Origin of the sequence: Idiomarina xiamenensis 10-D-4, assembly GCF_000299895.1 — a bacterium.
GTDB lineage: Bacteria > Pseudomonadota > Gammaproteobacteria > Enterobacterales > Alteromonadaceae > Idiomarina > Idiomarina xiamenensis.
Genome location: NZ_AMRG01000016.1, coordinates 33,935 through 47,093, shown reverse-complemented (window position 1 = coordinate 47,093; position 13,159 = coordinate 33,935). Strand labels below are relative to the sequence as shown.

The 13,159-nt window shown below is 50.2% G+C and carries 14 protein-coding genes; all 14 read left to right on the top strand.

All coding sequences use genetic code 11. The features are described 5' to 3' along the window. Positions 1 to 24: 24 nt before the first annotated feature. The 14 genes from ileS (at position 25) to A10D4_RS11330 (ending at position 13,158) form a co-directional block, all read left to right on the top strand. Complete coding sequence (gene ileS, locus A10D4_RS11395) at positions 25 to 2,868, top strand: isoleucine--tRNA ligase (protein WP_008489664.1); 2,844 nt, start codon at positions 25 to 27, stop codon at positions 2,866 to 2,868. 7 nt (positions 2,869 to 2,875) lie between these two features. Then, the gene (gene lspA / locus A10D4_RS11390) at positions 2,876 to 3,388 is read left to right on the top strand and encodes a signal peptidase II (RefSeq protein ID WP_040502905.1); all 513 of its coding nucleotides are present in this window, start codon (positions 2,876 to 2,878) and stop codon (positions 3,386 to 3,388) included. After that, positions 3,385 to 3,825: an FKBP-type peptidyl-prolyl cis-trans isomerase gene (gene fkpB, locus A10D4_RS11385; protein ID WP_008489661.1), complete on the top strand. Its 441-nt coding sequence runs from the start codon at positions 3,385 to 3,387 to the stop codon at positions 3,823 to 3,825. Before lspA ends, fkpB begins: the two co-directional genes overlap by 4 nt. Before the next feature lie 8 nt (positions 3,826 to 3,833). Next, positions 3,834 to 4,775, top strand: a complete 942-nt coding sequence (gene ispH, locus A10D4_RS11380; protein WP_008489659.1) for a 4-hydroxy-3-methylbut-2-enyl diphosphate reductase — start codon at positions 3,834 to 3,836, stop codon at positions 4,773 to 4,775. A 181-nt stretch (positions 4,776 to 4,956) separates the two neighbouring features. Further along, positions 4,957 to 5,382 carry a hypothetical protein gene (locus A10D4_RS13730; RefSeq protein ID WP_008489658.1) on the top strand — a complete coding sequence of 142 codons (426 nt, stop codon included), beginning with the start codon at positions 4,957 to 4,959 and terminating at the stop codon, positions 5,380 to 5,382. 23 nt (positions 5,383 to 5,405) lie between these two features. Further along, positions 5,406 to 5,921: a hypothetical protein gene (locus A10D4_RS11370; protein ID WP_156812152.1), complete on the top strand. Its 516-nt coding sequence runs from the start codon at positions 5,406 to 5,408 to the stop codon at positions 5,919 to 5,921. 62 nt (positions 5,922 to 5,983) lie between these two features. Continuing rightward, positions 5,984 to 6,391, top strand: a complete 408-nt coding sequence (locus A10D4_RS11365) for a hypothetical protein (protein WP_008489655.1) — start codon at positions 5,984 to 5,986, stop codon at positions 6,389 to 6,391. Continuing rightward, complete coding sequence (locus tag A10D4_RS11360; RefSeq protein ID WP_008489654.1) at positions 6,384 to 6,566, top strand: hypothetical protein; 183 nt, start codon at positions 6,384 to 6,386, stop codon at positions 6,564 to 6,566. The genes A10D4_RS11365 and A10D4_RS11360 overlap by 8 nt, the downstream gene beginning before the upstream one ends. Positions 6,567 to 6,813: 247 nt before the next feature. Beyond that, the gene (gene flhA, locus A10D4_RS11355) at positions 6,814 to 8,943 is read left to right on the top strand and encodes a flagellar biosynthesis protein FlhA (protein WP_008489652.1); all 2,130 of its coding nucleotides are present in this window, start codon (positions 6,814 to 6,816) and stop codon (positions 8,941 to 8,943) included. 12 nt (positions 8,944 to 8,955) lie between these two features. Beyond that, positions 8,956 to 10,323, top strand: coding sequence for a flagellar biosynthesis GTPase FlhF (gene flhF, locus A10D4_RS11350; protein ID WP_040502913.1), 1,368 nt, complete (start codon positions 8,956 to 8,958; stop codon positions 10,321 to 10,323). A gap of 29 nt (positions 10,324 to 10,352) precedes the next feature. Beyond that, positions 10,353 to 11,225, top strand: a complete 873-nt coding sequence (locus A10D4_RS11345) for a MinD/ParA family protein (protein WP_040502904.1) — start codon at positions 10,353 to 10,355, stop codon at positions 11,223 to 11,225. Then, on the top strand, positions 11,218 to 11,943 hold the full coding sequence (locus tag A10D4_RS11340; protein WP_008489649.1) for an RNA polymerase sigma factor FliA: 726 nt from the start codon (positions 11,218 to 11,220) through the stop codon (positions 11,941 to 11,943). The genes A10D4_RS11345 and A10D4_RS11340 overlap by 8 nt, the downstream gene beginning before the upstream one ends. Before the next feature lie 37 nt (positions 11,944 to 11,980). After that, on the top strand, positions 11,981 to 12,364 hold the full coding sequence (gene cheY / locus A10D4_RS11335) for a chemotaxis response regulator CheY (protein WP_008489648.1): 384 nt from the start codon (positions 11,981 to 11,983) through the stop codon (positions 12,362 to 12,364). A gap of 20 nt (positions 12,365 to 12,384) precedes the next feature. Continuing rightward, complete coding sequence (locus A10D4_RS11330; protein ID WP_008489646.1) at positions 12,385 to 13,158, top strand: protein phosphatase CheZ; 774 nt, start codon at positions 12,385 to 12,387, stop codon at positions 13,156 to 13,158. The last annotated feature ends 1 nt before the right edge of the window (position 13,159 follow it).

The following is a 13,159-nucleotide window of genomic DNA, read 5'->3' as shown; positions in this document are numbered from 1 at the left end:
TGATAAAGACGGAATACAGCACGCATGAGTGATTATAAACAGACGCTAAACCTTCCTGAAACAGCGTTCCCGATGCGCGGCAATTTGGCCCAGCGCGAGCCGGTTATGCTGGAAAATTGGTATCAGCAGGATCTGTATGGACAGATTCGCCAAGCCAAAGCAGGAAAGCCGACGTTCATTCTGCACGATGGCCCTCCCTACGCCAACGGCCAGATTCACATTGGTCATGCGGTCAATAAAATTTTGAAAGACATCATTGTTAAAGCCAAAACCTTGAGCGACTTTGATGCGCCTTATGTGCCGGGCTGGGATTGTCACGGCTTGCCGATTGAATTGCAGGTTGAGAAAAAACACGGCAAACCGGGTAAAAAATTGACGCTGGCCGAGTTTCGCCAAAAATGCCGTGAATACGCGCTGCAACAAGTCGAACAGCAACGCACTGATTTCAAACGTTTAGGTGTGTTAGGAGCGTGGGATACACCTTACCTAACCATGAACTTTAAACAAGAAGCCGACAGCATTCGCGCGTTAGCGAAAATTATCGATAATGGTCATCTGCAACAAGGCTTTAAGCCGGTACATTGGTGTACCGATTGTGGTTCGGCATTGGCCGAGGCTGAGGTTGAGTATCAGGATAAGACCTCGGCGGCGATTGATGTGCGCTTGCCGGTGATGTCGGAAACCGATGTAGTGGCGCGTTTTCAGCATCCGCAGGGGCACCCGGGTAACGGACCATTAAGTGTCGCGATTTGGACCACCACGCCATGGACTATGCCAGCCAACCGCGCTGTCACGTTAGCCGCTGGATTAGAGTACGCATTAGTTCAAATAGAGGCCGACGCCGAAAAAGAACGCCAGGCCGAGCGACTCATCATCGCCTCGGATTTGGTTGCCGATGTGATGCAACGTTACGACATCGACCATTATCACAAGTTGGGCTTCTGTCAGGGCAAAGATTTAGAAGGCGTGCAACTGCAACACCCGTTATATGACCTACAAGTCCCCATGATCTTAGGCGACCACGTGACCACTGAGTCGGGCACCGGCTGTGTGCATACCGCCCCAGGACATGGTGTTGATGACTTTTTAGTCGGACAAAAATACGGTATCGAGGTTTACAACCCGGTCGGCGATAACGGTGTCTATAAAGACGATACGCCGTTGTTTGCCGGTATGCATGTGTTAAAAGCCAATGATGCCATCATCGAACAACTGCGTGAGCAGGGTAATTTGCTACACCACGAGGCGTATCAGCATTCTTACCCTCACTGCTGGCGGCATAAAACGCCTATCATTTTCCGTGCTACTCCGCAGTGGTTCATCAGCATGGAAAAAGAAGGCCTGCGGCAACAGGCATTAACACAGATCGACGCGGTACAATGGGTACCCGACTGGGGTCAAAGTCGCATTGAACAAATGGTTGAAGGGCGCCCAGACTGGTGTATTTCGCGGCAGCGCACCTGGGGTAACCCCATTGCTATCTTTGTCCGTCGCGATGATGACAGCTTACATCCACGTACACTTGAGTTAATGGCGCAAGTCGCACAACGAGTTGAACAAGCGGGGATTCAGGCATGGTTTGATTTGCAGCCTGAAGATTTGTTGGACGAAGAAGAAGCTAAACAGTACCGTAAAGTCACCGATACTTTGGATGTCTGGTTTGATTCTGGTGTGACGCATCATTGCGTGTTGCGCGAGTTTGACGGTTTGAGTTGGCCTGCTGACCTCTATTTGGAAGGTTCAGACCAGCACCGTGGTTGGTTCCAGTCGTCGTTAATGACTGGCGTGGCGATGTATCAACAAGCCCCTTATCGACAAGTATTGACGCACGGTTTTACCGTCGACGGTCAAGGCCGCAAGATGTCTAAGTCGTTGGGTAACGTGATGTCACCGCAAGACGTGATGAATAAGCTGGGCGCCGATATTTTACGGTTATGGGTCGCGTCGACCGACTATTCCGCCGAAATGACCGTCTCTGACGAAATTTTGAAGCGCTCTGCCGATGCTTACCGACGCATTCGTAATACTGCGCGTTTCTTACTCGCTAACCTGAACGGTTTTGAGCCGCAACAACATGCCCTTAAGCAAGCCGATATGGTCGAATTGGACCGCTGGATTGTCGGACGTGCGGCCGATCTGCAGGCTGAATTACTAGCCGCTTATGACAGTTACCAATTCCATCAGGTAGTGCAAAAACTGATGCACTTCTGTTCCATTGAGTTGGGTAGCTTTTATTTGGATATCATTAAAGATCGTCAGTATACCGCTAAGCGTGATGGTAATGCTCGCCGCTCTTGTCAAACGGCGTTGTATCATATTGCCGAAGCATTGGTACGCTGGATGGCGCCAATCATGAGTTTTACTGCCGAAGAAATTTGGCAGGCGCTGCCAGGCCAGCGCGGCAAGTTTGCACAAGCCGATAGCTGGTATCAGGGCTTTAACGAATTTGCCGGTGTCGCCGATAGCGAAAACCGCTATTGGACAGAGTTACTGGCGGTACGTGATCAAGTCAACCGCGCGCTTGAGCAAGCGCGTCGTGACGATGTTATCGGTGGTTCGTTGCAGGCTGAGTTAACCCTTTATGCGCAACCAGAACTGGCCGACAAGTTACAACGCCTAGATGACGAACTGCGTTTTGTCATGCTGACCTCGGCTGCTCATGTGAGCGCCGTTGACAAAGCTCCGGCAGAGGCTGTTGCAACCGATATTACCGGGTTGTGGTTACAGGTTAAGCGTACCGAGTATGCTAAATGTGAACGTTGTTGGCATCACCGTGAAGAGGTTGGTCAAATAGCTGAACATCCACAATTGTGTCAGCGTTGTGTCACTAACATCGATGGAACTGGAGAGGAGCGTCACTTTGCCTAAGTCAACGATGGCGCCGGAAAAGCGCCGCTCAGGTTTACATTTTTTATGGTTGTCGGTGGTATTGATCATCATCGACCAAATCACTAAGCAATGGGTTGTTGCCAACTATGACTTGTATGAAAGTACGGCGTTGTGGCGCGCTTTTGATATCGGTCTTAATTTTACCTATGTGCACAATTACGGTGCGGCATTCAGCTTTTTGAGTGATCACGGTGGTTGGCAACGCTGGTTGTTCACGGCGATAGCGGTGGCTGCAGCGGTAGTACTGAGCATTTGGTTGCGGCGTAATCCAGTGGGTGCGTGGCGGCAGAATTTGGCGTTTTCATTAATTGTTGCGGGCGCCGTTGGCAATTTAATCGACCGCGTGATCTATGGTTACGTGATCGATTTTGTCGATGTGTTCTATCAGGATTGGCACTGGCCGGCGTTTAACGTGGCCGATACCGCGATTACCGTGGGAGCTGTGCTGATGTTATTAGAAGCGTTTTTTATCGATCAGAGAGAAGTGCGTCAATCATGAGTCGTTTATCTATTGAACACGGACTCGAAGTGGTCATGCATTTTACTATTCGTCTGAGCGATGGTTCGGTGGCTGATAGTACCTTAGCCTCGGGTAAGCCTGCGCGTTTTCGTATGGGCGATGGCAACTTAACCGATAATTTTGAACGTTGCTTGGTGGGCTTACGGCAAGGCGATAAGCGTGAGTTTGAGTTGCAGCCAGAGGACGCATTTGGGCAACCCAATCCGGATAATTATTATCAGGTCGATGCGTCGCGCTTTAGCGACGATACGAAAGCCGAAGTGGGGGCGATTATTGCCTTTACACAGCCCGATGGTACCGACCTGCCAGGCATTGTCCGTGCTGTTGAAAATGGTCAAGTGACGATTGATTTCAATCATCCATTAGCGGGACAAACACTCACTTTCGAAGTCGATATTTTGGGTGTATCACCGTAGAGGTTAGCATGAAGATTTTATTGGCAAATCCACGTGGTTTTTGTGCCGGAGTTGACCGAGCGATTACCATTGTTGAGCGTGCCTTAGCGATTTTTGAACCCCCTATTTATGTGCGTCACGAAGTCGTACATAACAAATATGTGGTTGATAGTTTACGTAATAGCGGGGCTATTTTTGTCGATGAACTCGATGAGGTACCTGACAATAGTATTGTCATATTTAGTGCGCATGGAGTCTCACAAGCGGTACGTAGCGAAGCCAAGCGGCGAGGTTTAAAAGTTTTTGATGCCACCTGTCCGTTAGTGACTAAAGTGCATATGGAAGTGACGCGAGCGAGTCGTAAAGGGCATGAATGTGTCTTAATTGGCCACCAAGGACACCCCGAAGTCGAGGGCACCATGGGCCAATATGACAATGCTGCGGGTGGTATTTATTTAGTCGAGTCTCCTGCTGATGTGGCGTTGTTGACGGTCAAAGATCCGCAACACCTGCATTACATGAGTCAGACGACGTTATCGGTAGATGATACTGCCGACGTCATTGACGCTTTACGGGCTAAGTTTCCTGATATTAATGGGCCACGCAAAGATGATATCTGCTACGCCACGCAAAACCGTCAAGATGCAGTGCGCGAACTGGCCGCTGAAAGTGACGTATTGCTGGTCGTTGGTGCGCGCAATAGCTCTAACTCGAACCGCCTGCGTGAACTCTCGGAGAAAATCGGTACTCAAGCATTTCTTATCGACGATGCCGATGGTATTCAGCGCGACTGGTTAAATGATGCTAATACGGTCGGCGTGACGGCTGGTGCGTCGGCACCAGAGGTACTCGTGCAGGCAGTGATCAAGCGTTTGCAAGATTGGGGTGGCGAGCGTGTTATTGAGCGTGATGGCCGCGCCGAAAATGTCACCTTTTCGATCCCGCCTGAATTACGGGTTACGGCGTTATAGTGCGTGATAGACGCCTCATAAAAGTGCGACGCAGCGCTTCATAAGCGGCCAGAGAGCCGCTTTTTTATTGTCTGAAATAACGGCTTTAATTGTATGCATAGGCGTAAACTACCGGCTTACCGCGGTTAGCCGACTATAGTTACCGTCACTGGTTACATTGCCTGATCGTCGATATCGCCTTATGTTAAAGCCACTAACCCCCTTGCCGTTCTGTCATGGTTGGAGCTTGCTGGAGTTGTTGTTGGTCATGGCGTTAATCGCGGCGGCGGCTTTTATGAGTTTACCGCGCTCTCAGCAGTGGCAGTCACAACAACAACTTTGGCAGGTTCAGCAGCAACTGTTGGATTATTTAGCGCAAGCCCGACAAGCGGCGCTGTTTGGTCAACGTCAACTGATCAGCCAGACGCAGCTGGCCGCCTTGGTGGGGGAGCAGTGGCAGATTATCAGTAATCGACGCTGGCCATTGAGCTTTAGTGCCAACAGTGGTCGGGCAAGCGCAACCAGCTTGAGCCTAATACCACAATCTACCGGTGTGCCCGTGGCACGTCTTATTATCAGTCAATATGGCCGAATGCGCTGGTGTTTAGCGAGCGCCAGCGTTTGTTGAGTCGGCAACGAGGAATGACGTTATTGAGCGTGATAGTAGCGCTGGGCTTGGTGACAACGCTAACGCTGTTGCTGACCCAACAGCTCTATCAGGTGCTGCAATGGCGTCATCAGGTGCGGCAGTATGCACTGCTATGGCAACAAGGCCAACGCCTGCTGGCGTTGATTCGCAACGATCTGGAACACGCCGCTGAGGTGCTTGCTTTTGGTAATAATTGTTGGCTTTTCGAGGCGCATCAGCATGACGCGCCAGGCAGCGGTTTTCGGCAGCGAGCGCAGCAGTTACAAATTCGGCATGGCAGCGATACATGCGACAGCGGTGGCTGGCAAAACTTGCTGGATGATGAGTGGGTCGGGTTGGTTCACTTTAGTTTGCAGTCGGTACCGCCGCAACGCAGCGGCTGGCAGCGAGCCGCCTACCCGCGTTGGTCGTTGCAGCTGACCCTGAAAGGACAGCAAGTTGATATGCAACTGCACTTGCAGCGCTTGCTAACTCAGACCAACGCTGCTTATCCGTTATCTTTGCAGCAGAATAGATAACCATTAAAAGCACGACTATCAAGGCAGGAAAATACGAATAGCATTACCGTTGAAGGGGAAGTATGAATCATCGTCATGCTGGCTTTTTGTTGATGGCCAGTCCGTTGTTGTTGCTGTTGACGCTACAAACGTCGTTGGCGCTGACCGCACAAGTGCTGTATCGCTTGCAACTACAACAGCAACGCTGGCAACTTTACGAATACTATCGCCAGCGTTTGCTTGATGCGTGGTGGCAATGGCAGGTTGAGCTTGATAACCCTGCCGATAACCTTGAACAGGTGGTGCAGCGCGATAGCAATTATCAGGTGCAGGTCAGTAAGCTGAGCGCTAATGTGTTGAGCATACGCTTATCTTTACGCCGTTCGCCACCGACATTCATGACAGCGTTATCAATTGTGCAGCAATGGCAACGGACAGTAAACGGTTGGCAGCCCATTAACGGTAGTTGGCGCTTGCTCGATCATGAATAAAACAACGGGGCAGGCGCTGCTTGAGGTGCTTAGCATATTACTGCTGGTGACGCCGTTACTGCTTGTGCTGCAGCAACAATGGCAAGCGCAGGCACTGCAACTGCAACAGCTACAGCAAACCATGCAGGCACAGCTTCGCATCAGCGAAGCGGCGGCTGCCACCGCTGGCCAGTGAGCAGATCTCGACACAGGGTGAGTTGCATCAGCGGGTAACACCGGTCGATAGTCAAACTGGGTTGTATCGGGTGCAATGGCAGTGGATCTCAGCTAATCCTATGCAGCCGTTATTGCGACAGCAAGGATTATGGCTACGCTGATGGCAAAAGCTAACGCTGTTTGTATTTAATTATATAGCTACCAAAGCTGGCTTGATTCTTGAATGCTACCGACTCAGATGCGGATTTTTGACGGTATAGAGAGTTATGGCAAGCGGTGCTCAGCGGTTATCAGGGGTTAAGCAATACGCCCAGAATAATGCCCATTTGATACGGGGTTTTGGTACGCCATTGGCGGTATTGGCCATTCTGGCGATGGTTATTTTGCCGATGCCGCCGATACTGCTGGATGTCCTATTTAGCTTCAGTATCACCCTATCTTTAGTGGTCATGTTAGTCGCAGTTTATACCCGTCGACCATTAGATTTTGCCGCTTTCCCTACCGTACTATTGATCGCGACCGTATTACGTTTGAGCCTAAACGTTGCCTCTACGCGCTTAGTGTTGTTGGAGGGACATACCGGGCCGGATGCCGCTGGTAGCGTCATCGAGGCGTTTGGTAGTGTGGTGATTGGTGGTAATTATGCCGTTGGTCTGGTGGTGTTCGCGATTTTGGTCATCATTAACTTTGTCGTTATCACCAAAGGTGCAGGTCGTATTTCTGAAGTCTCGGCGCGCTTTACTTTGGATGCCATGCCGGGTAAGCAAATGGCGATTGATGCCGATCTTAATGCTGGCTTAATTAATCAAGAAGAGGCTAAGGCGCGTCGCTCTGATGTAACTCGCGAAGCCGATTTTTATGGCTCTATGGATGGTGCCAGTAAATTTGTTAAGGGCGATGCCATTGCCGGTATTCTAATTTTGCTGATCAACATCGTCGGTGGATTTATCATCGGCATGGTACAGCACGGTTTGAGCTTCTCCAGTGCAATCGAGGTTTATACCTTATTGACCATCGGTGATGGCTTAGTTGCACAAATTCCCTCGTTATTACTGTCGGTTGCTACGGCGATTATTATCACCCGCGAAAATAACTCGCAGGATATGGGTGAACAAGTCGTTAAGCAGTTGGTCGATAGTCCTCGGGTCCTAGTGATCTCTAGTGCCGTGTTGTTCGCGATTGGCGTTGTACCGGGCATGCCGCATTTAGCCTTTTTAAGTATGGCGGCGGTTTTGGCGGGTGCGGCCTATTTGAAATTGAAGAAGCAAAAATCCACCGAGGGCGAGTTGGTCGAGGCGGAAAAGCAAGCCGAAGCTCAACAAGTGCAGCAAAAAGAGCTGGGCTGGGAGGACGTCCGTCAGGTCGACACTATCGGTTTAGAAGTGGGTTATCGACTGATCCCGTTGGTCGATAAAAGCCAAGGTGGCGAATTGTTGACGCGTGTTAAAGGGGTACGTAAAAAGCTCTCGCAGGAGTTTGGCTTTTTGGTGCCAGCGGTACATATTCGCGACAACTTAGATTTAGGCCCTAACAGTTATCGCTTAACCATCATGGGCGTCACCTTAGGAGAAGCCGAAATTCATGCCGACTGGGAACTGGCTATCGACCCCGGTCAGGTATTTGGCCAATTAGATGGCGAAAAGACCACAGATCCAGCGTTTGGTCTGGATGCGGTGTGGATACGTCCCGAGCAACGCGAGCACGCGCAAACGTTAGGCTATACGGTGGTCGATGCGGCGACGGTGGTCGCTACCCACTTGAGTCAAATTCTTACCAATAATGCGGCGCAGTTACTCGGTCACGACGAGGGGCAACAGTTGCTGGATATGCTGGCGCGCAAGCATCCTAAATTAGTTGAAGGCCTCGTCCCGGATAACTTGTCTTTGGGCACGTTTGTCAAAGTGCTGCAAAACCTCCTCGATGAGGGCGTCGCTATCCGCGATATTCGCACCATTGTACAGACCTTAGTGGAGTATGCGCCGCGTAGTCAGGATCCTGATGTGTTAACGGCGGCGGTGCGCATCGGTTTGCGTCGTTTGATCGTGCAAGACATCGCTAACGGTGAGCAAGAATTAGCTGTCATAACTTTGGCGCCAGAGTTGGAACAAATGTTGCATCAGTCTTTGCAGATGGCCGGTAACGACGGTAATGGTCAAGGCGCGGGCGGTATTGAACCCGGTTTAGCCGAACGCTTGCAGCAGTCGTTACGCGATGTCCATCAGCAACAGGAAATGGCTGGAGAGCCTTCGGTATTACTGACTTCAGGCCTGTTGCGGGGCACCATGGCGCGCTTTGCGCGACACGCGACGGACGGTATGCGAGTACTGTCTTATCAAGAAGTGCCGGACGATAAACAAATTCGAATTGTCAGCTCGATTGGCGGGCAATCAAGCTAAAGGTGAATGGCTGTGAAAATTAAACGTTTTTTTGCTAAAGACATGCGTACGGCGTTACAACAAGTGAAAGAAACCTTGGGTGCTGACGCTGTCATCATGTCGAACAAACGCGTTAATGGCGGTGTCGAGTTAGTGGCGGCGATAGACCCTGAGTCTCGTCAGGCACAGCCGCAGCAGAATCACGACTCACAGCCGACAGCGGAGTCGGCAAGTGTGGACGATACGCAACCGCCAGCTCAAAGCTTGGCTGAATTATTACAGCGACGCCAGCCACAGGTGCAGCCCGAAGCAAAGGCTACGGCCTCAAACAACGCTGCTGCACCGCGCAATCAAGCTGTAGCTGAGACCGATGCCGAGAACATGTACGGCGCCGATGATAGCGGCCAGGCGCAACACTTACGCAATCAATTTTTTCCTGAAATGGTGGCTAATAGCGCTCCTGCCGCGAGTGATAATCAGGATATCGCCGATTTACGTGCGCAAATTGCCGGTATCAGAGAGTTGCTGCAGCATCAGGTGTCGGGTCTAATGCAACAAGAAATCGACCGCAACGAGCCGACCCGGGCGTTACTCATTCAGCGTATGACGCGGATGGGCATTTCAGCGCCTATTGCCGACCAAATTGCCGGCTTTGTGCCCGAAAATGATGACTTAGAAGAAGCCTGGGAACAGACATTAAATCTGTTAGAAGGCCAGTTAACGACTACTCGTGACGATATTTTGGCGCGTGGTGGTGTGGTCGCGCTGGTGGGACCCACTGGTGTGGGCAAAACCACGACAATCGCTAAATTGGCCGCTCGCTTTGCGCAGCGCCACGGCAGTGATGCGATTGCGTTAATCAGCACTGACACGTTTCGCATTGGTGCCACCGAGCAGCTACAAACCTACGGTCGTATTATCGGCTGTCCGGTGAAAGTGGCGAAAGACGCACAGGAATTGGCAGACGTTTTGCTGCAATTGCGTCAGCGTAAGCTCATTCTTATTGATACCGCTGGCATGGGACAACGCGATATCCGCCTGAGCGAACAGTTAGCGACGCTGATGAGTCAACACCGTTTACGAATTCGCCCATATTTAGTGCTGTCGGCAACCGCGCAGAGTCCAGTACAGAATGATATTGTGCGTCAGTTCAAGCAGTTACCGCTAGCCGGTTGCATTTTTACTAAGCTTGATGAATGCATGAGTTTGGGCGAAGCCATTAGTGTCATGATTGAACAAGGCTTGCCAGTCAGTTATTTAACCGATGGCCAGCAGGTGCCAGAGGATATTAAAGCGGCAGAAGCCAGCTTTCTGGTCGCCGAAGCCGAACGTTTGTATGATAAAAGCATTTGTTCCAATGCAGCATACGTGACAGAATCTAGATTAAATCCGTCACTGTAAATTTTTTGTTAAGAGTAGTTTAATACGTCATGGATCAAGCGAGTGGCCTGCGAAGAATGAAAAAGTCGTTAGTTAAAGTGATAGCGGTGACCGGTGGTAAAGGCGGCGTGGGTAAAACCAACGTCTCGCTAAACACTGCCATCGCCATGGCACAACAGGGGCAGCGCGTACTAGTGCTGGATGCCGACTTGGGCCTGGCTAACGTCGATGTCATGTTGGGCTTACGGGTTGAGAAAAACTTGTCACACGTGCTCTCAGGCCAGTGCGCATTAGACGATATTTTGATTGAAGGCCCGGCGGGCATTAAAATTGTTCCGGCCACTTCGGGTACCAAGTCGATGGTTGATTTAAGCGCTGCCGAACATGCGGGCTTGATTCGCGCGTTCAGTACCTTACGTGACGACTACGACGTGCTGATCGTTGATACCGCAGCCGGTATTGGCGACATGGTTGTGAGTTTTGCGAAGGCGGCGCAAGATGTGATGGTAGTGGTTTGTGACGAACCGACCTCAATCACCGATGCTTATGCGTTAATTAAAGTCTTGAGTCGCGAGCAGGGTGTGTTTAAGTTTAAGATTGTCGCTAACATGGTGAAAACGCTACGCGACGGTCAAGTGCTGTATAATAAATTGACTAAAGTGACCGATCGATTTTTGGATGTGGCACTGGAATTAGCCGCGATCGTTCCCTTTGATGAAAATCTACGCTTAGCGGTGCGCAAACAGCAGGCGTTAGTCGCAGCTTATCCGAAGTCGCCAGCCTCGTTAGCATTTAAAGCGCTGGCTAATAAAGCGGTAAACTGGCCAATTCCGGCGCAGCCGGGCGGTCATTTAGAATTTTTCCTTGAGCAATTGATAAGTTCTGCCGATAACAATCGTGAGAGAGATGTTGCCAGTGAGTAAAGCCGCCGTTTATTCCGCGCAAGCGGACAATCGTCAGCGAATCATTGAACAGCATACTGGGTTGGTGAAACGTATTGCCCATCATATGATGGCTCGGTTGCCAGCCAGCGTGCAGGTAGATGATCTAATTCAGGCCGGCATGATCGGTCTGTTGGAAGCTGCGCGCAACTTCGATGGTGGCAAAGGTGCCAGTTTTGAGACCTTTGCTGGTATTCGTATTCGCGGCGCGATGCTGGATGAAATTCGTCGCGGTGATTGGGCACCCCGTTCGGTGCATAAAAACAATCGGATGGTGGCGAATGCGATTAAAATTGTCGAAAACGAAACGGGACGAGATGCACGCGACGTCGATGTTGCTGCGCAGCTTGCCATCAGTTTAGATGAGTATCATCACATTTTGCGAGAAGTTAACGCGGGTCGCATGATCGGTATTGAAGATCTTGGTGTCACCGAAGATGTGTTGACGCCGGCGCAGATGTCGCATGAACATGATGAACCGTTGCACGATTTAGAGCAGGAAGCGTTTCAACAAGCACTGGTTAAAACGATCGCGACCCTGCCTCAACGTGAAGCCTTAGTGCTGTCGTTATATTATGATGACGAGTTAAACCTTAAAGAAATTGGCGAAGTACTTAACGTAAGCGAATCACGCGTTAGTCAAATACACAGTCAAGCGATGCTACGATTAAAGTCTCGTATGCAAAGCTGGGTCGATTAATTTTCAGTTGTAACCGAATGCCTCAGCGGAGGGTGCTTTGGATAAGAATATGAAAATTCTTGTTGTTGATGATTTTTCAACAATGAGACGTATCATCAAAAACTTATTACGTGACTTGGGTTTCCAAAATGTATCGGAAGCAGACGACGGTAATACCGCGTTACCGATGCTACAAAACGGTGATTACGATTTTGTTGTCACCGATTGGAACATGCCGGGCATGCAGGGCATCGATTTGTTGCGTGAGATTCGCGCTGACGAAAACCTATGCCATATTCCTGTATTAATGGTCACCGCAGAAGCTAAGCGTGAGCAAATTATTGCCGCCGCGCAAGCAGGTGTTAACGGCTATATTGTTAAACCATTTACGGCAGCCACACTAAAAGAAAAACTCGATAAAATTTTCGAGCGTATTCAGTAATCATCGGGCGGGAGATAACCATGCCGATCACCGCCAGCCAAATTTCTTTGGCACAGGCTCGCCAATTGGTCGAGTATTTAGAACAAGAAAAGCACACGCAAGCTAACGAACTGTTACGCACGTTATTTACCGAACATCATGACGAATTATTCAAGTCAGTCGGCAGATTAACTCGTGATTTACATGATTCACTTCAAGATTTTCAAATTGATCCGCGCTTACAATCATTGACGGCAGATGAACTGCCCGATGCGCAAAACCGCTTGCGTTATGTGATTCAAAAAACCGAGGATGCCGCCAACCGTACCATGGATGCGGTCGAAGCGAGCTTACCGATTGCCGATGACATGCAACAACGCGTTAGCGATATTGCGCCAACTTGGCAGCGTTTAATGTCACGACAGATCGAGCTGGGTGAGTTCAAACAACTTTGTCATGACGTTAATGGTTTTATTGGCGACGCCGGTCAGAATGCCCAGCACTTACAGGGGTTGATGACCGAAATTCTGATGGCTCAGGATTTCCAGGATATTACCGGTCAGGTTATCCGGCGGGTGATTGAGCTGGTACAAGACGTCGAAAAGAACTTGATCGAGCTACTGAAAGTGTTCGGTAAGCGTTCTGCACAGCAAGTGTCAGAAAGCACTGTAGAAAACAAGGCATCCGTCGATAACAAGGTAACTCAAACTGATCAAACAGGACCAGAGGGACCCATCATCAACCCCGAAACGCGGCAAGATGTCGTGCAAGGTCAAGATGAAGTTGATGACTTATTGTCCAGTTTAGGTTTCTAGG